The 19,341-nt window shown below is 63.4% G+C and carries 16 protein-coding genes and 1 pseudogene; 15 read left to right on the forward strand and 2 right to left on the reverse strand.

The window, feature by feature from the left end:
- The first annotated feature begins 160 nt into the window (after positions 1 to 160).
- From FJ978_RS27335 to FJ978_RS27380, 10 genes are all read left to right on the forward strand, one after another.
- Positions 161 to 1,912 (forward strand): acetolactate synthase 3 large subunit, encoded by a 1,752-nt coding sequence (locus FJ978_RS27335; RefSeq protein ID WP_181176843.1) that lies wholly within the window; start codon positions 161 to 163, stop codon positions 1,910 to 1,912.
- Positions 1,913 to 1,996: 84 nt separating this feature from the next.
- On the forward strand, positions 1,997 to 2,572 hold the full coding sequence (gene ilvN / locus FJ978_RS27340; RefSeq protein WP_013894763.1) for an acetolactate synthase small subunit: 576 nt from the start codon (positions 1,997 to 1,999) through the stop codon (positions 2,570 to 2,572).
- Between the two features lie 110 nt (positions 2,573 to 2,682).
- Positions 2,683 to 3,279 (forward strand): LysE family translocator, encoded by a 597-nt coding sequence (locus FJ978_RS27345; RefSeq protein ID WP_140575637.1) that lies wholly within the window; start codon positions 2,683 to 2,685, stop codon positions 3,277 to 3,279.
- Between the two features lie 214 nt (positions 3,280 to 3,493).
- On the forward strand, positions 3,494 to 4,789 hold the full coding sequence (locus tag FJ978_RS27350) for an efflux RND transporter periplasmic adaptor subunit (protein ID WP_140575640.1): 1,296 nt from the start codon (positions 3,494 to 3,496) through the stop codon (positions 4,787 to 4,789).
- Positions 4,786 to 7,947, forward strand: coding sequence for an efflux RND transporter permease subunit (locus FJ978_RS27355; RefSeq protein ID WP_140575643.1), 3,162 nt, complete (start codon positions 4,786 to 4,788; stop codon positions 7,945 to 7,947). Before FJ978_RS27350 ends, FJ978_RS27355 begins: the two co-directional genes overlap by 4 nt.
- Before the next feature lie 78 nt (positions 7,948 to 8,025).
- On the forward strand, positions 8,026 to 8,649 hold the full coding sequence (gene nthA / locus FJ978_RS27360) for a nitrile hydratase subunit alpha (protein WP_140575645.1): 624 nt from the start codon (positions 8,026 to 8,028) through the stop codon (positions 8,647 to 8,649).
- Positions 8,646 to 9,305 (forward strand): nitrile hydratase subunit beta, encoded by a 660-nt coding sequence (gene nthB, locus FJ978_RS27365; protein ID WP_140575648.1) that lies wholly within the window; start codon positions 8,646 to 8,648, stop codon positions 9,303 to 9,305. The genes nthA and nthB overlap by 4 nt, the downstream gene beginning before the upstream one ends.
- Positions 9,292 to 9,645, forward strand: a complete 354-nt coding sequence (locus tag FJ978_RS27370; RefSeq protein WP_140575650.1) for a nitrile hydratase accessory protein — start codon at positions 9,292 to 9,294, stop codon at positions 9,643 to 9,645. Before nthB ends, FJ978_RS27370 begins: the two co-directional genes overlap by 14 nt.
- A 63-nt stretch (positions 9,646 to 9,708) precedes the next feature.
- Positions 9,709 to 10,062: a nuclear transport factor 2 family protein gene (locus tag FJ978_RS27375; protein ID WP_140575653.1), complete on the forward strand. Its 354-nt coding sequence runs from the start codon at positions 9,709 to 9,711 to the stop codon at positions 10,060 to 10,062.
- Between the two features lie 140 nt (positions 10,063 to 10,202).
- The gene (locus FJ978_RS27380; RefSeq protein WP_013894771.1) at positions 10,203 to 11,330 is read left to right on the forward strand and encodes an ATP-dependent RecD-like DNA helicase; all 1,128 of its coding nucleotides are present in this window, start codon (positions 10,203 to 10,205) and stop codon (positions 11,328 to 11,330) included.
- Positions 11,331 to 11,332: 2 nt separating this feature from the next.
- Here the strand turns inward: FJ978_RS27380 and FJ978_RS27385 are convergent, their stop codons facing one another.
- Positions 11,333 to 11,752 carry an STAS/SEC14 domain-containing protein gene (locus FJ978_RS27385; protein ID WP_013894772.1) on the reverse strand — a complete coding sequence of 140 codons (420 nt, stop codon included), beginning with the start codon at positions 11,750 to 11,752 and terminating at the stop codon, positions 11,333 to 11,335.
- 150 nt (positions 11,753 to 11,902) lie between these two features.
- Here FJ978_RS27385 and FJ978_RS27390 point away from each other — a divergent pair, with 150 nt between their 5' ends.
- The 4 genes from FJ978_RS27390 to FJ978_RS27405 all read left to right on the forward strand — a co-directional run bounded on the left by FJ978_RS27390 (position 11,903) and on the right by FJ978_RS27405 (position 17,849).
- Entirely contained in the window at positions 11,903 to 12,643 is a 741-nt protein-coding gene (locus FJ978_RS27390) for a pyridoxine 5'-phosphate synthase (RefSeq protein ID WP_140575656.1), read from the forward strand.
- Positions 12,644 to 12,743: 100 nt separating this feature from the next.
- A complete protein-coding gene (locus FJ978_RS27395; protein WP_140575658.1) occupies positions 12,744 to 14,657 on the forward strand; it encodes a potassium transporter Kup in 1,914 nt (637 codons plus the stop codon).
- Positions 14,658 to 14,846: 189 nt separating this feature from the next.
- Positions 14,847 to 16,766 (forward strand): potassium transporter Kup, encoded by a 1,920-nt coding sequence (locus tag FJ978_RS27400; RefSeq protein ID WP_140575661.1) that lies wholly within the window; start codon positions 14,847 to 14,849, stop codon positions 16,764 to 16,766.
- A gap of 42 nt (positions 16,767 to 16,808) precedes the next feature.
- Positions 16,809 to 17,849: an aldehyde reductase gene (locus FJ978_RS27405; RefSeq protein ID WP_140575663.1), complete on the forward strand. Its 1,041-nt coding sequence runs from the start codon at positions 16,809 to 16,811 to the stop codon at positions 17,847 to 17,849.
- 34 nt (positions 17,850 to 17,883) lie between these two features.
- On the opposite strand, the gene FJ978_RS27410 is transcribed toward FJ978_RS27405, so the two are convergent.
- Positions 17,884 to 18,777, reverse strand: coding sequence for an SDR family oxidoreductase (locus FJ978_RS27410; RefSeq protein WP_013894777.1), 894 nt, complete (start codon positions 18,775 to 18,777; stop codon positions 17,884 to 17,886).
- Positions 18,778 to 18,911: 134 nt separating this feature from the next.
- On the opposite strand from FJ978_RS27410, the pseudogene FJ978_RS27415 reads away from it, so the two are divergent.
- Positions 18,912 to 19,322, forward strand: a pseudogene (locus FJ978_RS27415) (helix-turn-helix domain-containing protein).
- The last annotated feature ends 19 nt before the right edge of the window (positions 19,323 to 19,341 follow it).

The following is a 19,341-nucleotide window of genomic DNA, read 5'->3' on the forward strand; positions in this document are numbered from 1 at the left end:
CCATGCGCAACACACAGGCTCCCTCGGGGGCCTTTTTTATTGCCTAAAACACGACTAAACGACCAGCAGCAGCCAGATGGCAACGCCCAAAGGGCGACAGTACGGGACCAAACCGATGAGCAACGGACAAAGTGAACGGCGCGAAATGCCAAGAGCCGAAATGACGGGCGCCGAAATGGTGGTGCAGGCGCTGAAGGACAATGGCGTCAAGCATGTCTTCGGCTATCCCGGCGGCGCGGTTCTCCCGATCTACGACGAGATCTTCCAGCAGGACGAGGTCGAGCACATTCTGGTGCGGCACGAGCAGGGTGCGGGCCACGCGGCGGAAGGCTATGCGCGCTCGACCGGCAAGGCCGGCGTCATGCTGGTGACCTCGGGCCCCGGCGCCACCAATGCGGTGACGCCGCTGCAGGACGCTTTGATGGATTCGATCCCGCTGGTCTGCCTGACCGGGCAGGTGCCGACGTCGCTCATCGGCTCCGACGCGTTCCAGGAATGCGATACGGTCGGTATCACGCGCCCCTGCACCAAGCACAACTGGCTGGTGAAGGACGTCAACGAACTCGCGGCGACCATCCACGAGGCCTTCCATGTCGCCACGACCGGCCGTCCCGGCCCGGTGGTCGTCGACATTCCGAAGGACGTGCAGTTCGCCAAGGGATTTTATGTCCCGCCGCAGATCGCGCCCCGCACCAGCTACCAGCCCAAGGTCCAGGGCGATCTGGAGAAGATCAAGGCGGCGGTCGAGCTGATGGCGACCGCGAAGAAGCCGATCATCTACTCGGGCGGCGGCGTCATCAATTCCGGCCCGGAGGCGAGCCATCTCTTGCGCGAACTGGTCGATCTCACCGGTTTCCCGATCACCTCGACGCTGATGGGGCTCGGCGCCTATCCGGCATCGGGCAAGAACTGGCTGGGGATGCTCGGCATGCACGGCACCTACGAAGCCAACATGGCCATGCATGATTGCGACGTGATGATCTGCATCGGCGCCCGCTTCGACGACCGCATCACCGGCCGGCTAACAGCGTTCTCGCCGAACTCGCGCAAGATCCACATCGACATCGACCCGTCGTCGATCAACAAGAACGTGCACACCGAAGTGCCTATCATCGGCGATGTCGGCCGGGTGCTGGAGGACATGGTGCGGCTGTGGCGGGCGACCGCCAAGGCCGACAAGAAGGCGCTCTATCCCTGGTGGGAGCAGATCGCCAAATGGCGCGGTCGCGATTCACTCGCCTACAAGATGAACCATGAGGTCATCATGCCGCAATACGCCATCCAGCGGCTCTACGAACTGACCAAGGACATGGACACCTACATCACCACCGAGGTCGGCCAGCACCAGATGTGGGCGGCGCAGCATTATCATTTCGAGAAGCCGAACCGCTGGATGACGTCAGGTGGGCTGGGCACGATGGGCTACGGCCTGCCGGCGGCACTCGGCGTGCAGATCGCGCATCCCGATGCGCTGGTCGTCGACATCGCCGGCGACGCCTCGGTGCAGATGACGATGCAGGAGATGAGCGCGGCGGTGCAGCACAATGCGCCGATCAAGATCTTCATCCTCAACAACCAGTACATGGGCATGGTGCGCCAGTGGCAGCAGCTGCTGCACGGCAACCGGCTGTCGCATTCCTATACGGAGGCGATGCCGGACTTCGTCAAGCTGGCGGAAGCCTATGGCGGCCACGGCATCCGCTGCGAAAAGCCCGACGAGCTGGACGACGCCATCAAGGAGATGATCTCGGTCAGGAAGCCGGTGCTGTTCGACTGCCGCGTGGCGACGCTCGCCAACTGCTTCCCGATGATTCCGTCGGGCAAGGCACATAACGAGATGCTGCTGCCGGACGAGGCGACGGACGAGGCCGTGGCCAACGCCATCGACGCCAAGGGCAGGGAACTGGTCTAAACCGCGAAGCCAAGGCAGGGCTGTCGCGAGAAGCCGTGCGGAAACAGATAGTTAGATCAAGAGTTTGAAATCGAGATTCATGTCATGAACGCACAGCACCTTCAACCCACCGGCTCCGCCTACTTCATCGCCAAGGAGACGGAGCGGCCGGAAAACCACACGCTTTCCGTGCTGGTCGACAACGAGCCGGGCGTGCTTGCCCGGGTCATCGGGCTGTTTTCCGGTCGCGGCTACAACATCGAGAGCCTGACCGTTTCCGAGACCGAACATGAAAAGCACCTGTCGCGGATCACCATCGTGACCCGCGGCACGCCGCACGTGCTGGAGCAGATCAAGCATCAGCTCGAGCGCATCGTTCCGGTGCACCGCGTGGTCGATCTCACCGTGCGTTCGCACGAGTTCGGCCAGGAGCGGCCGCTGGAGCGGGAACTGGCGCTGGTCAAGGTCGCCGGCACCGGCGAGGCCCGCGTCGAGGCGCTGCGGCTGGCCGACGCTTTCCGCGCCTCGGTCATCGACGCCAACACCGAGCATTTCATCTTCGAGATCACCGGCAAGGGCTCCAAGCTCGACCAGTTCATCGCCATCATGAAGCCGCTCGGCCTGGTCGAGATCTGCCGCACCGGCGTGGCGGCGATGAACCGCGGCCCGCAGGGCATGTAGCACCGGCCGGATCCCCTCACAGCCGTCAATTCTGGCTCGGGGATCGGCCGGTTCTGGCCTTTGCGCTCGCCGGAAAGAGACAATAATACTGACGTATCTGGGAGGATATCATGTCGCTCGACGCATTCCTCGCTCTTTTGGTCTACGCCTTCGTGACCTCGATCACGCCGGGGCCGAACAATCTGATGCTGCTGGCTTCAGGTGTGAATTTCGGCCTGGTCCGGAGCGTGCCGCATATGCTTGGCATCAGCATCGGTTTCCTGGTGCTGCTGCTTGCCGTCGGCCTTGGCCTTGGCGCCGTGCTGACGGCGTTTCCGGCGCTGCATACGGCGTTGAAGATCGCCGGCGCCGCCTATCTGCTCTACCTCGCCTGGAAGATCGCCATGTCGCGCTCGTTCGCAGGCAAGGGCGAGGCAAGCGGGCGACCGATGCGCTTCATCGATGCGGCGGCGTTCCAGTGGGTCAATCCCAAGGCCTGGGTGATGGCGATCACCGCCATGGCCGTCTACAGCAATCCGGAGCACCCTTTCCTGTCGGTGGCGCTGATCTCGGTGGCCTTCACCATCGTCAACCTGCCGAGCGTCTCGGTTTGGGCGGGATTCGGCACGGCGCTGCGCGGTTTCCTGTCGGATCCGGTACGGCTGAAATGGTTCAACATCGCCATGGGCGTGCTGCTGGCGGCGACGCTTTGGCCGATGTTGAGATAGGTTTTCCTCGGGCTCGTCGTAGCTTCGGCCAGCGGCCATGCCGGGTGCACATCCATTGTGCAGTGCACATTAAATCTTCGTAATGCCGTGTTTTGGCCCTTTTCCGACAAAGGCGTGTCCTATCTATTCGGCGAAATCGCGGCAGGGAGCCGTGAGTTGCGCTAGAATACGACCACCTGGCTATGGCGTGTCGGACAGAGAGGGCCTTTTGTCGATGCGTGGAAAAGTCATTCTTTCTTTGCTGGCGGTCGCCTGCGCGGGTGCTGCCTGGCTCTATCTGTCTCCCGACGCACTGAGCCGGGCTCAACAGTTGATCGGCGCAAAGCAGGTCGCGGCTGCATCGGACAACCAGGCATCGGACACCCAGGCTGGGGACGCGAAAACCTCGGACAAACCGGCAGGCGGCAAGCAGGCGGCTGGCGGTAATGGCGCGCGTTCGGCCTCGATCGTCTCGGCGACGGCGACGACGGCCGACTTCCCGATCCGGCGCTATGCCATCGGCTTCGTCTCCTCTCCGGCGGTGGTCAATATCAACGCGCGGGTGTCCAGCCAGATCGTCTCCATCGACGTCAAGGACGGACAGATGGTGAAGGCCGGCGATCTCCTGCTTTCGCTCGATGACCGTGCGCTGAAGGCGCAGCTCGCCAAGGACCAGGCGACGCTCGCCAAGGACCAGGCCCTGCTCGCCAGCTCGAATTCCGATCTTCAGCGCGCTAAGGACCTTGTCGCCAAGCAGGCCGGCACGCAGCAAACCTACGACCAGGCGGTTGCCGCGCAGAAGGCCGCGGCGGCGACCGTCGATGCCGACAAGGCGACGATCGATGCCGACAACGTCCAGCTTGGCTTTGCCACGATCACGGCGCCGATCGCCGGCAGGCTGGGTGCCGTCAATGTCGCCGTCGGCGATCTTGTCACCGTCAGCAATGGCAACAGCAGCACGGCGACACCGTTGGTGACCATCACCCAGATGGACCCGCTGCAGGTGAACTTCAATCTGCCGGAAAGCAACCTTGCGCTGCTGCACAAGGCGCTGGCCAATCCGCAGCAAGGGGCGGTGACGCTGACCCAGGACGGCGACCCGACGCCGATCGGCAAGGGTACGCTCGATTTCGTCGATTCCAGCGTCGACACGGCTTCCGGCACCATCGCCACGAGAGCCAGCATACCGAACGCCGATCTCTCGCTGTGGCCGGGCCAATATGTGAATGTCGTCCTCGACGCCGGCGTCATGCCGCGGATGACCTCGGTTCCCACGGTCGCGGTGCAGCCGAGCCAGAAGGGGCCGTTCGTCTATGTGGTCAAACCCGACAACACTGTCGAGATGCGGCCGGTGCAGGTGGCGCTGACCGAAGGCGAGAACAGCGCCATCAGCCAGGGAGTGAAGGCCGGCGAGAAGGTGGTCACCGAAGGCCAGACGAGGCTGAAGAATGGCGCCGCCGTACATGAGGGCGCCACTACTGCAGCGCCCAAGGTGGCCGAGGCGAGCAATGCCGGCGGGGCGGCCCAATGATCTCCGAATTCTGCATTCGCAGGCCCGTCGCCACGCTCCTGATGTCGTTCGCCCTCGTGCTGGGCGGACTGTTCGCCTACAAATTCCTGCCGGTGGCCGCACTGCCCAGCGCCGAATTCCCGGTGGTCAACGTCTCGGCCTCGCTGCCCGGCGCCTCGCCGGAAACCATGGCGACATCGGTAGCGACGCCGCTGATCAAGCAGTTCGCGACCATCGCCGGCATCGATTCGATTTCGACCACGAACTCGCTCGGCCAGACCTCGATCGCCATCCAGTTCGTGCTCAACCGTGACATCGACGCCGCGGCGGCCGACGTGCAGGCGGCGATCGCGCGCACGCAGAAATCATTGCCGCCGCAGATGACGTCGCCGCCGAGCTACCGCAAGGTCAATCCGGCCGACGCGCCGATCCTTTTGATGTCGCTGGTCAGCGACACGGTTCCGCTGACCGACCTCGATGCCTTCGCCGAAAACGTCATCTCGCCGTCGCTGTCGACCATCGACGGGGTGGCGCAGGTCTCGATCTTCGGCCAGCAGAAATACGCAGTGCGCATCCAGATCGACCCGACCGCGCTTGCCGCCCGCGGCATCTCGATCGATCAGCTGCAGGCGGCGGTCGCGTCCGCCAACAGCAACACGCCGCTCGGCGTGCTGCAGAACAACAAGCAGCAGCTCACCATCACCGCCAACACCCAGCTGACCGACGCCGCCGGCTTCTCCAACCTCATCATCGCCACCAAGAACGGCCACCCGGTGCGGCTGGGCGAGGTGACCCGCGTCGTCAATTCCGTGCAGACCACGACGACGGCGAGTTGGTATGACGGTACCCGCGCGATCATCATGGCCGTCCAGCGCCAGCCCGACGCCAACACGGTCGACGTCGTCGACAAGGTCAAGGCGATGCTGCCGTCCTTCCAGGACCAGATGCCGGCCGCGGCCCAGATCAAGCTGCTCAACGACCGCTCGACGTCGATCCGCCAGGCCGTCGACGACGTGCAGTTCACGCTGCTTTTGACCATCGCGCTGGTGGTGATGGTGATCTTCGTGTTCCTGCGCCGGGTGACGGCGACCATCATCCCGGCCGTGGCGGTGCCGATCTCGCTAATCGCGACGCTCGGCGCGATGTTCCTGTTCGGCTTTTCCATCGACAACATCTCGCTGATGGGCCTGACGCTCGCTGTCGGCCTCGTCGTCGACGACGCCATCGTGATGCTCGAAAACATCTTCCGCCATATGGAAGAGGACGGGTTGTCTGCCTTCGATGCGTCGCTGAAGGGCGCGCGCGAAATCGGCTTCACCATCATCTCGATCTCGATCTCGCTGGTCGCCGTGTTCATACCGGTGCTTCTGATGGGCGGGGTGATCGGGCGCATCTTCAACGAGTTCGCCGTCGTGGTGACGGTCGCCATCTTGGCGTCGATGTTCGTCTCGCTGACGCTGACGCCGATGCTTTGCTCGCGGCTGCTGTCGGTGACCAAGGCCGACCGCGAAGCACACGGTGCGGGCCACAAGCGCGATTTCATCACGCGCGGCTACGACCGCGTCCTCAGCTTCTGCCTGCGGCACACCTTCCTGGTGTTCCTCGTCTTCATCGGCACCGCGGCGGCGTCGGTGTGGCTGATCCAGGTATCGCCGAAGGGCTTCTTCCCGCAGGAGGATATCGGCCAGATCTCGGTGACGACCATCGCGCGCCAGGACATCTCGTTCGACGCCATGGCCAAGCTGCAGGGGCAGGTGGCCAGCGTGTTCTCGCATTCGCCCTATGTCGACCATGTCGCGTGGTCGGCGGGCAGCGGCAACAATGCGCTCAACCAGGGGCAGCTCTTCGTCCAGCTCAAGGGCAAGGACCAGCGTCCCGATATCGAGAAGGTGCTTTCGGATCTGCGCAAGCAACTGGCCGGCGTGGCGGGCATCGAGACCTACATGCAGCCGGTGCAGAACCTGAGACTGGGTTCGCGCTCGTCGGCCAGCGCCTACCAGCTCGTGGTTCAGGGGCTGGACACCGGCCAGACCGATATCTGGGCACAGAAACTCAATGACGCGATGGCGGCCGATCATGCGACCTTCACCGACGTCACCAGCGATTTGCAGAACAATGCGCTGCAGGCATCGCTGGTGGTGGATCGCGACAAGGCCGCCCAGCTCGGCATCGACACCGACACGCTGCGCACCGCTCTCTATGGCGGGTTCGGCACCGACCAGGTGTCGACGATCTTCGGCTCGGCTGACAGCTATGAGGTCATCACCGAGCTCGATCCCAAGATCGAATGGTCACCCGAGCGGATGCTCGCCATCCAGATGCGGACGGCGAGCGGCAGCCTGGTTCCGCTCGGCGCCTTCGCGCGCGTCGACCGCACGGCCGGCGCCCTGACGGTCAACCAGCTCGGCCAGCTTCCGGCGGTGACCATCTCCTACAATTTGCCGCAAGGCGTGGCGCTCGGCGACAGTACGGCCCGCATCAGCGCGCTGAAGGAGCAGATCGGCATGCCGACGGCGATCTCGACGTCCTTTGCCGGCACCGCCAAGACCTTCCAGGATTCGCTTGCCAACCAGGGCCTGCTGATCGGCGGCGCCATCCTGACCATCTACATCGTGCTCGGCATCCTCTATGAGAGCTTCATCCACCCGCTCACCATTCTGACCGGCCTGCCGTCGGCGGTGCTTGGCGCCCTCGTTGCTTTGCGCTTCGCTGGCATGGATCTCTCCGTTATCGCTGTGATCGGCATCCTGATGCTGATCGGCATCGTCAAGAAGAACGGCATCATGATGGTCGACGTCGCGCTTGAACTGCGACGAGAAGGCATGTCGGCCACCGATTCCATCCACAAGGCCTGCCTGATGCGTTTCAGGCCGATCATGATGACGACGCTGGCAGCACTTATGGGCACCTTCCCGATCGCGCTCGGCACCGGCGCCAGCGCCGAGCTGCGGCAGCCGCTGGGTGTCGCGGTCGTCGGCGGCCTGCTCGCCTCGCAGGCGCTGACCCTGTTCGTGACGCCGGTGATCTATGTCTACATGGAGAATTTCTCGGGATGGCTGGTCGGGCTGATGCCGAAGCGCAAGGCGGAGTTGCACCTGGTCGAAGAAGGCGATCAGCCGTCATTGTTCGGTACCAACGACGACATTCAGGGCGAGCCGCAGAAAACGGCCGCCGAGTAACGGCTTGATGCGGTCCGGATAAAGCTGGCCCAAGCCGTCATGCTTGCGGCCGGCGGATCGGAGCCATAGTTTGTGGCAATGTCCCACGATCATGACCACGACAACGAACTCGATCCGTTTGCCGCCCGGGTGCGCGCGCTGGAGACCATCCTGACTCGCAAGGGGCTGATCGATCCGGCCGCGATCGACGTCATCGTCGATACCTACGAGACCAAGATCGGTCCGCGCAACGGCGCCAGGGTAGTGGCGAAAGCCTGGAGCGATCCTGCCTATGCCGACTGGCTGAGGCGCGACGCGACGGCGGCCATCGAATCGCTCGGCTACACCGGCCGGCAGGGCGAGCACATGCAGGCGGTGTTCAACACCGATGACACGCACAATCTCGTCGTCTGCACGCTGTGCTCCTGCTATCCGTGGTCGGTGCTCGGGCTGCCGCCTGTCTGGTACAAGGCGCCGCCCTATCGTTCACGCGCCGTCATCGACCCGCGCGGCGTGCTCGAGGAATTCGGGCTGACGCTGCCGGTGGACAAGAAGATCCGCGTCTGGGATTCGACCGCGGAGCTGCGCTATCTCCTCGTGCCGCAGCGGCCGCAGGGCACCGAAGGCTGGAGCGAGGAGCAACTGGCCGATCTGGTGAGCCGTGACGCGATGATCGGCACGGCGCTGGCCAAAGAACCGGAACAGACGGGGGAGCCGGCATGAACGGCCCCCAGGATCTCGGCGGACAGATGGGGTTCGGGCCTGTGGCCCCTGAAAAAGATGAACCCTATTTCCATGCGGATTGGGAGAGGCGGGCGCTCGGCGTGACGCTGACGGCCGGCGCCATGGGAGCCTGGAACATCGACGAAAGCCGGCACGCGCGGGAATCGCTGCATCCGGCCGACTATTATGGCTCCAGCTATTACCAGATCTGGATCAAGGCGCTGGAGACCTTGCTCAAGCGGCATGGTTTCGTCAGCGAACGCGATCTCAAGGCGGGCGAGGCGATCGATGCGGCGACGACGCCGAAACGGGTGCTGAAGGCGGAAAACGTCCCGGCGGTGCTGGCCAAGGGCAGTCCTTGCAGCCGGCCGGTCGAGACGGCGCCGCGCTTCAAGGCCGGCGACGCCGTGCGGACAAAGAATTTCAACCCGACCGGCCACACCAGGCTGCCGCGCTATGCGCGCGGCAGACAGGGCACGATCGAGGCGGTGCGCGACGGCTTCGTCTTTCCCGACACCAACGCGCACGGGCAAGGCGAGAACCCGCAATGGGTCTACACGGTGGTTTTCGATGGCACGGAGATCTGGGGCGAGGGCGCCGACCCGACGCTGACGGTGTCGATCGACGCCTGGGAGAGCTATCTTGAGCCGGCCTGAAGGGACCGCTGCCGATTTGCCGCCGGGGGTCGATGCCCCGGTGTTTGCAGAGCCCTGGCAGGCCGAGGCGTTCGCCTTGACGGTGGCGCTGCACGACAAGGGCCTGTTCTCGTGGAACGAGTGGGCGGATGCCCTGTCGGCGCAGGTGAAGAAGCCGGACGCCGCGGCTGACGGCCACGATTATTACGAACATTGGCTGGCAGCACTGGAAAGCCTCCTTGCGTCGAAGGGGTTGGCCGCCAGGGCGGATGTCGACGCGATGGCGCAAGCCTGGGAGCGTGCCGCCCATGCCACCCCGCACGGCAAGCCGATCCTGCTTGAGAACGATCCCGGGATCTGACCGGGAACTTTCAATCGGCCGACTGATTTTTAGTTGAGAGTTCGCTGTCCGAGGAATCCAACGATGCCTGGTGATGTTCGCGATCCACAGGATCTGGCGCGGCTACTGGTTCTTCGCGAACAAGCGGGAGACGTCGGCGGAATGACCGCTCTTTACGAAGCCGATGCTATCCTGGACATCGGCAACGGACAGTTCGCCCGCGGCCGCGACGCTATCAGCAAGTTCTACGCTGAGTTGGTGGCAACCGGGCGGCGATTTGATCTCGGAGATCAGCGTCCGGCCATAGTCTGCGGCGATCTGGCGCTCACTTCGACCCGCCTTCCCAACGGCTTGGTGACTGCCGAAATCGCTCGCCGGCAAGATGACGGAAGCTGGCTCTGGGTGATCGATCAGCCGTCCATCGCTCAATATCCATAGTCATTCCGTTCATGGCATGAACTGAAACACCCGATCAATTCGTTCCCTTTACGTTCTAATTCACCCCTGATAACCTGCACTGTCGGCGGCATTGCCGCATCGACCTTGTCTTTCCCCCGCGAATCCGGTCACACGATCTGATGGAATTTTCACCCCAACAGGACGAGGCGCTGCAAGCGGTTGCCCGCTGGCTCAAAGAGGGCCGGCCGCAGCTGTTCCGTCTGTTCGGCTATGCCGGCACCGGCAAGACGACGCTGGCGCGCTATTTTGCCGAGCATGTCGACGGCCAGGTGCAGTTCGCCGCCTTCACCGGCAAGGCAGCGCAGGTGCTGCGCTCCAAGGGGGCGGTCAATGCCCGCACCATCCATTCGCTGATCTACCGGCCCAAGGGCGAGGAATCGGTAGAGGACGAGGTGACCGGCAAGACCTCGATGTCGCCGACCTTCTCGCTCAACCGGCAGAGCCCGATCTCGCGCGCCAAGCTGGTCGTCATCGACGAATGCTCGATGGTCGACGAGCAGCTCGGCCGCGACCTGATGAGTTTCGGCACGCCGATCCTGGTGCTGGGCGACCCCGGCCAGTTGCCACCGATCTCTGGCGGCGGCTTCTTCACCGACCACGAGCCGGATTTCCTGCTCACCGAAATCCACCGGCAGGCGCGCGACAATCCGATCCTGCGGCTGGCGCTCGACGTGCGCGAGGGGCGCGAATTCATGCGCGGCGACTACGGCACCGCGCAGGTGATCGGCAAGGAAGACGTCAACCAGGAGCTGGTGCTCAGGGCGGACCAGGTGCTGGTCGGCACCAACCGCACGCGCCGCCGCTACAACCAGCGCCTGCGCGAGCTCAAGGGCTTCAATGCCGACTATCCACAGGCCGGCGACAAGCTGGTCTGCCTGCGCAACGATCCCGCCAAGGGGCTGCTCAACGGTTCGCTGTGGAAGGTGATGACCTCGTCGCGCGAGACGGTGAAGCCCGGCATCAACCTTCTGGTTTCGCCCGAAGAGGACGATCCGGACCGCGGCGTCGCCAAGATCAAGCTGCTCAAGGCGGCATTCGAGGATCCGGATGCCGAAATCCCCTGGCAGCAGAAGAAGCGCTTCGACGATTTCGACTACGGCTACGCGCTGACCGTGCACAAGGCGCAGGGTTCGCAGTGGAACGAGATCGTGCTGTTCGATGAAAGCTGGGCCTTCAAGGAAACGCGCCAGCGCTGGCTTTATACCGCGATTACCCGGGCCGCCGAGCGGCTGACCATCGTCAGGTAACGTTACGACGATGGCTTTTCTCGCGCACCGACCCGCTGGACCCCGAGCCATTCCCAGGCGTCGGCTTCGTCCTCGGCCTTGAAATGCCTGAATTCGATGGGGGAGGAAGCGGGCAAGGCGTGTCGTGCGTCCGCCGTCCAGTCGGGTGTGCCGATTGCCGCGCAACGGCCTATGTGCTCCAGTGCGTGGACGGCACCCTGCTTGAGGGTTTCGTCGGAGATGTCGGTCCAATCGACGCCGTCGTGATCGACCATGCGCACGGCCACGTCGATTCGCTGGTGGAGCGCGTACGCCGCTTCCAGCAGGCCGAACAGGTTTTCCGCATCGGCCGCCGCGACATGCCCGACCACATCGATTGCGAACAGGTCGTCGCGATCGGTGTCGATGCGACGGATCGCCGGCACGGATTGCAGGAAATTCACGGGCGGAGCCTCCTTTGGCGGAAATAGCGGTCTTCTGGAACACCGAAAACCCCCTATCTGTTCCCGTCAAAGGCGCTATAGATGCCCGGTCTCAAGCGCGCCGCGGCTGAACGGCGCGCGCCAACCGCCTGATCTCACGGACGCCAGCCCATGCCCGCAAAGCTTTCCGTCAACCTCAACGCCATCGCCATGCTGCGCAACCGGCGCGACCTGCCATGGCCAAGCGTGATCGGTGTCGGCCGCCTTGCCCTTGCCGCCGGGGCACACGGGCTGACGGTCCACCCACGTCCCGACGAACGTCACACAAGGCATTCCGACCTGCCCGAGATCAGGGCGCTGATCGACGATGAGTTTCCGCAAGCCGAGTTCAACATAGAGGGCTACCCGAGCGAGGATTTCCTGGCGCTTGTGGAAAAACATCAGCCCGAACAGGTGACGCTGGTTCCCGATGACCCGGCACAGGCAACTTCCGATCATGGCTGGAACTTTGCCGCCGACTCGGCTTTCCTGACACCGGTCGTCAGGCGTCTGAAGAAGAGCGGTTTCAGGGTGTCGTTGTTTTCCGATGCCGATCCTGCCGGCGTGACGGCGGCGCGCGACACCGGCGCCGATCGGATCGAACTCTATACCGGCCCCTATGGCAGCTACCATTCCGATTCCGAAAAGGCCGCTAAGGAGCTGGAAAGACTTGGAAAAACCGCCGATGCAGCATTCGCTGCCGGGCTTCAGGTCAATGCCGGGCACGATCTGACAGTGGACAATCTGCCTGCTCTGGCAAGGCGCATTCCGGCATTGGCCGAAGTGTCGATCGGACATGGGTTGACAGCCGATGCGTTGGAGTATGGCATGGCCGGCACGGTGGGTCGGTTTCTCAGAGCCTGCGGCTGGTAGGGGTGGAGAGCGTCGCTTTGCAGGTATGGCAGCCATAGCGTGCGATTGACATCGCATCGCAGCATGCATGAAGCGCCGCGCGCTTGTCGGGGAGTGGTCCATGGACCTTGCCAGTCGCGTTAGCGAGGCCGAAACCGTCGAGCAATCGAGCCATTCGGGGGCCGAAAAGCAAAGCACCAAGGTTCTGATGCTGGGTGCGCTCGGTGTCGTCTATGGTGATATCGGCACCAGCCCGATCTACGCCTTCCGCGAGGCGCTTCACGCCTCGCCCGGTATCGATACGCGCGTTCACGTGCTTGGCGTGCTGTCGCTGATCGTCTGGGCGCTGACGATCATCGTGACCATAAAATATGTCGCGTTCGTGCTTCGTGCCGACAACAAGGGCGAGGGCGGCACGCTGTCGCTGATGTCGCTGGCGCGCAGCGCCTATCCCAAGGGAGCGCGGCTCATCCTGGCGATCGGTCTTTGCGGCGCAGCGTTGTTTTTCGGCGATTCGATCATAACGCCGGCCATCTCCGTGCTGTCGGCGGTCGAAGGCCTCAGGGTGGTGACCCCGACACTGGATGCTTACGTCGTGCCGATCACGCTGGTCATCCTGGCCGTGCTGTTCTCGGTGCAACGCTTCGGCACGGGGAAGGTGGCGGCGGTGTTCGGGCCGGTGACCGCGCTGTGGTTCCTGGCCATCGGCGTTGCGGGGCTCTATCATCTGACGGACGATCCATCGATCCTGCTGGCCATCAATCCCTATTACGCGGTCGTCTATCTCGCCAGCACACCCACGGCCGCCTTCGTCACCGTCGGCGCTGTGTTCCTGGCGGTGACCGGGGCCGAGGCGCTCTATGTCGATCTCGGCCATTTTGGACGCAAGCCTATCGTGTTGGCTTGGTTTTCGGTGGTTTTTCCATGCTTGCTGCTCAACTATTTCGGGCAGGGCGCCTTTGTGCTGGCCAATGACGGGAGGCCGACCAATCCATTCTTCCAGATGCTGCCCGACTGGGCGCTGATGCCGATGGTGGGACTGGCGACGGCCGCGACCGTCATCGCCAGCCAGGCAGTCATCTCGGGTGCCTTTTCGCTCACCCGCCAGGCGGTGCAGCTCAACCTTCTGCCACGCATCGAGGTGCAGCATACGTCTGAAATGCAACTCGGCCAGATCTACATGCCGCGCGTCAACCTGCTCATCGCTTTGGGGGTGATGCTGCTGGTCGTCGGTTTCGGCAGCTCGAGTTCCCTGGCTTCCGCCTATGGCATCTCGGTCACCGGCGAAATGCTGATGACAACGATCCTGCTGTTCGTGGTGATGCGCAAGCTTTGGAAATGGCGGCTGGCAGGCGCCCTGGCGCTGACCTTGCTGTTCGGCGTCATCGACAGCGGCTTCTTCCTGGCAAACATCGTGAAGATATTCGAAGGCGGTTGGGTATCGATCACGGTTGCCTGCCTGATGGGGCTGATCATGTGGACCTGGATACGCGGCAGCCGCTATCTGTTCGACAAGACCCGCCGCAACGAGATCCCGCTCGATTTCCTCGCCGGCAATCTGTTGAAGAAGAAGCCGCAACTGGTCTCCGGCACCGCGGTCTTCCTGACCAGCGATCCATTGAGCGCGCCGACCGCGCTGATGCACAGCCTGAAGCACTACAAAGTGCTGCATGAGCAGAATGTCATTCTTTCGGTGGTGACCGCGCCGCAGCCGGTGGTGCCGGACAGCGACCGTGTCAAGATGGAGACGGTCAACGAGCTGTTCATGCGGGTGACGCTGACCTTCGGCTATATGGAGCAGCCCAACATCCCGCGCGCCCTGGCGATCTGCCGCAAGCAAGGCTGGAAGTTCGACATCATGACGACGTCGTTCTTCCTGTCGCGGCGCTCGCTCAAGGCCTCGCCCAATTCCGGCATGCCGGTGTGGCAGGACCGGCTGTTCATCGGCCTGGCGCGCACGGCGGCCGATGCGACCGAATATTTCCAGATCCCGACCGGACGCGTCGTGGAAATCGGCACGCAAGTCGCTATCTAAGGCTGATACGGCAGGTCTTATGGGCGCTCGCCATGCTCCCGAAGCCACGAATTCAGCCCGCGACCCATTGGATTACAGGCCATTTCCCAAGGAGCCTCGCGTTGCCGGCATGGGAGCCATCACGTGACGGCACTTGATATTGCATTGCAGCAAGCGTAGAGCACCGCGCGCTTATCGGAGTGTCGTCCCATGGCCCTTACCAATGCTGGTAGTGAGGCAGAACCCGTCGAACAGTCGAGCCATCCGGAGATCGAACAGCATAGCACCAAGGTGCTGATGCTGGGTGCTCTTGGTGTGGTCTATGGGGATATCGGCACCAGCCCGATCTACGCCTTTCGCGAGGCGCTGGTGGCATCGTCCCACGGCAGCGTTGCCCAACGCGGCGATATTCTCGGCGTGCTGTCGCTGATCATCTGGTCGCTGACGATCATCGTCACCATCAAATACATCATGTTCGTGCTGCGTGCCGACAATCGCGGTGAGGGCGGCGTGCTGTCGCTGATGGCATTGGCGCGCGGCAGTTTCCCGAAACGCTCGGCGGTGATCCTGGGCATCGGCATCGTCGGCGCCTCGCTGTTTTTCGGCGACGCGGTCATCACGCCGGCGATTTCGGTGCTGTCGGCGGTCGAGGGCATGAATGTCGTCACTCCCACATTCCAACCCTATGTCGTGCCGCTGACGCTGGTCATTCTCGCCATAGTGTTCGCGGTGCAACGTTTCGGCACGGGCGGCGTGGGACTGGTCTTCGGTCCGGTGACGGCGGTATGGTTCCTGGCGATCGGCCTTTCGGGCCTCAACCACATCATCGCCGATCCGGAAATCCTGTGGGCGATCAGCCCGCACTATATCGTCGCCTTCCTGATCCATTCGCCCGACGTTGCCTTCGTGACGATCGGTGCCATCTTCCTCGCCGTCACCGGCGCCGAGGCGCTCTACGCCGATCTCGGCCATTTCGGCCGCAAGCCGATCGTGCTCGCCTGGCTATCGATCGTGTTTCCCTGCCTGCTGCTCAACTATGCCGGGCAGGGCGCCTTCGTGCTGGCCAAGAATGGCGTCGTCGGCCATCCGTTCTTCGAGATGAACGAGGGTTGGGCTCTTATTCCCATGGTCGTGCTGGCGACCGCCGCGACGGTCATCGCCAGCCAGGCGGTGATTTCGGGTGCCTTCTCGCTGACCCGCCAGGCGGTGCAGCTCAACATGCTGCCGCGGCTCGAAATCCTGCATACATCGGAAAGACAGTCCGGCCAGATCTACATGCCGCGCGTCAACCTGTTGCTGGCGCTGGTGGTGATGATGCTGGTGGTCGGCTTCGGCGAGTCCAGCAAGCTCGCCTCGGCCTATGGCATCTCGGTGACCGGCAACATGCTGGTGACGACGGTGCTGCTCTATGTCGTCATGACCCGCATCTGGAAATGGCGGCTCTGGGTTGCGATCAGCCTGACGGCCCTGTTTGCCTTCATCGACATCGGCTTCTTCGCCTCCAACATCGTCAAGGTGTTCGAGGGCGGCTGGGCTTCGCTGGCGGTTGCCTTCACCATCGTGCTGGGCATGTGGACATGGGTGCGCGGCAGCCGCTATCTGTTCGACAAGACCCGCCGCAACGAGATCCCGCTCGATTTCCTCGCCGGCAATCTGTTGAAGAAGAAGCCGCAACTGGTCTCCGGCACCGCGGTCTTCCTGACCAGCGATCCATTGAGCGCGCCGACCGCGCTGATGCACAGCCTGAAGCACTACAAAGTGCTGCATGAGCAGAATGTCATTCTTTCGGTGGTGACCGCGCCGCAGCCGGTGGTGCCGGACAGCGACCGTGTCAAGATGGAGACGGTCAACGAGCTGTTCATGCGGGTGACGCTGACCTTCGGCTATATGGAGCAGCCCAACATCCCGCGCGCCCTGGCGATCTGCCGCAAGCAAGGCTGGAAGTTCGACATCATGACGACGTCGTTCTTCCTGTCGCGGCGCTCGCTCAAGGCCTCGCCCAATTCCGGCATGCCGGTGTGGCAGGACCGGCTGTTCATCGGCCTGGCACGCACGGCGGCCGATGCGACCGAATATTTCCAGATCCCGACCGGACGTGTGGTAGAAATCGGCACGCAGGTGGCGATCTGACGAGCTCAGTCGCCTCGGCCTGATGGATGGGGGAGGTTGGGGATGAGCGGCGAATTGGTGCTTGTCACCGGCGGGTCTGGCTTCCTCGGCGCCCACTGTATCCTCGCACTCTTGAAGGCGGGCTACCGCGTGCGCACGACCGTGCGCTCCGCCAAGCCGCAGGCCGACGTCCTGGCCATGCTCAAGGCCGGCGACACCGAACCGGGCGACCGGCTTTCCTTTGCCATCGCCGACCTCATGATCGATGCGGGCTGGCCGCAAGCGGTCGCCGGCTGCGACTATGTTCTTCATGTCGCCTCGCCATTCCCGCCCGGCGTGCCGAAGCACGAGGATGACCTGATCGTTCCGGCTCGCGAAGGCGCGCTGCGCGTGTTGCGGGCGGCGCGCGACGCTGGTGTGAAACGCGTCGTGCTGACCTCCTCCTTCGCGGCCATCGGCTATGGCAAGATGCCACCCGACGGCCGGCCGTTCACGGAGGAAAGCTGGACCGATCCGACCGGCAAGGTCAGCGCCTATGTGAAGTCGAAGACGCTTGCCGAGCGCGCCGCCTGGGATTTTATCGCCGCCGAGGGTGGCGGACTGGAGCTGGCGGTCGTCAATCCGGTCGGCATCTTCGGCCCGGTGCTCGGGGCTGACCATTCGACCTCCACGGAATTTGTCCAGCGCATGATGAACGGTGCGATGCCCGGGTTGCCGCGCCTGTCCTTCGGCATCGTCGACGCACGTGACGTGGCGGACCTGCATGTGCGCGCCATGACCAATCCCGCCGCGCGCGGCGAGCGCTTCCTGGCGGTATCGGGCGATTTCATGACCGTCCGGGAAATCGCGCAGACCTTGAAAACGCGGCTCGGCGGCGCAGCGTCGCGCGTTTCCACGCGGCGGCTTCCCGATTGGCTGGTGCGGATCGTCGGCCTGTTCAACCCGGAAGCCGCGCAACTGGTGACGGAATTGGGCAAGGTCAAGAATGCCACCGGCGCCAAGGCGGTGCGCATGCTCGGCTGGGCGCCACGATCGCGCGAAGAAGCACTGGCCGCCACCGGAGAAAGCCTGATCCGGCTCGGCCTGCTTAAGAGTTCGAAGTAACGCGGCGGGAGAAAGACCTGCCGCCGCGCTGCTTTCAGCCAGCCAACGCGGCTTTGTTGGCCTCGAGGAATTGCTTCAAGGTCTTCGGCGTCCTACCGGAAAGCGCCTCGATCGCGTCGGTCACCATGGCGATGCGGCCGGAGCGCGTGTTGACGTCGAAGGACACGACGACGTCAGCGAAATCCTCGGGAACGCCGGCCGCCTTCACACCTTCGGCCAGCGCCTCATCCGGAACCTGAATGACTTCCAGCGGCTTGCCGGTGACCTCGCTTACCAGAGCCGCGATCTCGGCCGTGGTATAGGCATGCGGACCGGTCAAGGTGTAGGTCTTGCTGTCGGTCGTGCTGGAAACAAGGCCTGCGGCGATCGCCGCCGCCATGTCGTCGCGTGCGCCGTGGGCGATGCGGCCTTCGCCGGCGGATGTATACCAGCGTCCCGAGGCGATCGCGTGCGGCAATGCCAGGAACAGGTTCTCCTGGTACCAGCCGTTGCGGAAGATCGTGTAGGGGATGCCGCTCGCCTTGATCGCCTGCTCGGTGCTGTAGTGGTCATCGGCAAACAGGACCGGCGATACCGGCTCCGGATTGGGCATCGAGGTGTAGAACAAATGCGAAATGCCGGCGTTTTTGGCCGCGGCGACGGCATTTTCGTGCTGCTTCAGGCGCCTGCCGCTTTTGAGATCGAGATCGCCGGTCGAAATGATCAGCACCTTGTCGGCGCCCTTGAACGCGGTTTCCAGCGAGGCCGCGTCGTTGAAGTCGGCGGCCCTGACGACGACCCCGCGCGCCGCCAGATCGGCAACGCTTTCTGGATTGCGTGTGGTGGCGATAATGTTTGCCGGCAGAACTTTGTGCGTGTCCAAGAGAAAGTTGATGACGCCGCGGCCAAGCTGGCCGGAGGCGCCTGTAACGAGGAGGGTTTCGGTCATGGGAGATCCTGACATTGTGCCGCAACGGCGGTCGAGTGGTAGTCTCAGAAAGAGACCAGCACTAAAATAGGAATTGACCCGGTGCCGTAAAGAAGGCAGTTTTTTGGGAGGTAGGCACGCGCAGGGAACCAGCCATGGACGGCAAGGTCATCAATCTGAAATCGAAGATGGAAATCTACAAAGCGATCAGCGGCGGCGGCAATATTGCCAATTGACCGGTTCGCGATGTCATCCAGGGCGTCAGCGGCAAATGGAGATCGCTGCTGATGATGGCGCTGGCTGAACAACCCTACCGCTTCGGCGAGTTGAGGCGCCTTGTGCCCGACATTTCGCAGCGCATGCTGACCCAGACGCTGTACGATCTCCAGCGCGATGGCTATGTGCATCGCGAGGTGTTTCCGACCAAGCCACCGAGCGTCGAATATAGCCTGACCGATCTCGGGCGCTCGATGTTCGGCGCCTTTCATCAATTGATCCTGTGGGCCGAACGCAACCATGATGCGGTGCGCGAGGCCCGTGCCGGTTTTGATGCCGCCCAAGGCTGAACAGCCGAAGAGCCGCCGC

It is taken from the genome of Mesorhizobium sp. B1-1-7, assembly GCF_006442705.1.
Lineage (GTDB): Bacteria > Pseudomonadota > Alphaproteobacteria > Rhizobiales > Rhizobiaceae > Mesorhizobium > Mesorhizobium opportunistum.

What these genes read in the sequence shown, in the direction of transcription:
- FJ978_RS27335 (WP_181176843.1), top strand. Translation starts at nt 161, where the DNA reads ATGACGGGCGCCGAAATGGTGGTGCAGGCGCTGAAGGACAATGGCGTC.
- ilvN (WP_013894763.1), top strand. Translation starts at nt 1,997, where the DNA reads ATGAACGCACAGCACCTTCAACCCACCGGCTCCGCCTACTTCATCGCC.
- FJ978_RS27345 (WP_140575637.1), top strand. Translation starts at nt 2,683, where the DNA reads ATGTCGCTCGACGCATTCCTCGCTCTTTTGGTCTACGCCTTCGTGACC.
- FJ978_RS27350 (WP_140575640.1), top strand. Translation starts at nt 3,494, where the DNA reads ATGCGTGGAAAAGTCATTCTTTCTTTGCTGGCGGTCGCCTGCGCGGGT.
- FJ978_RS27355 (WP_140575643.1), top strand. Translation starts at nt 4,786, where the DNA reads ATGATCTCCGAATTCTGCATTCGCAGGCCCGTCGCCACGCTCCTGATG.
- nthA (WP_140575645.1), top strand. Translation starts at nt 8,026, where the DNA reads ATGTCCCACGATCATGACCACGACAACGAACTCGATCCGTTTGCCGCC.
- nthB (WP_140575648.1), top strand. Translation starts at nt 8,646, where the DNA reads ATGAACGGCCCCCAGGATCTCGGCGGACAGATGGGGTTCGGGCCTGTG.
- FJ978_RS27375 (WP_140575653.1), top strand. Translation starts at nt 9,709, where the DNA reads ATGCCTGGTGATGTTCGCGATCCACAGGATCTGGCGCGGCTACTGGTT.
- FJ978_RS27380 (WP_013894771.1), top strand. Translation starts at nt 10,203, where the DNA reads ATGGAATTTTCACCCCAACAGGACGAGGCGCTGCAAGCGGTTGCCCGC.
- FJ978_RS27390 (WP_140575656.1), top strand. Translation starts at nt 11,903, where the DNA reads ATGCCCGCAAAGCTTTCCGTCAACCTCAACGCCATCGCCATGCTGCGC.
- FJ978_RS27395 (WP_140575658.1), top strand. Translation starts at nt 12,744, where the DNA reads ATGGACCTTGCCAGTCGCGTTAGCGAGGCCGAAACCGTCGAGCAATCG.
- FJ978_RS27400 (WP_140575661.1), top strand. Translation starts at nt 14,847, where the DNA reads ATGGCCCTTACCAATGCTGGTAGTGAGGCAGAACCCGTCGAACAGTCG.
- FJ978_RS27405 (WP_140575663.1), top strand. Translation starts at nt 16,809, where the DNA reads ATGAGCGGCGAATTGGTGCTTGTCACCGGCGGGTCTGGCTTCCTCGGC.
- FJ978_RS27410 (WP_013894777.1), bottom strand. Translation starts at nt 18,777, where the DNA reads ATGACCGAAACCCTCCTCGTTACAGGCGCCTCCGGCCAGCTTGGCCGC.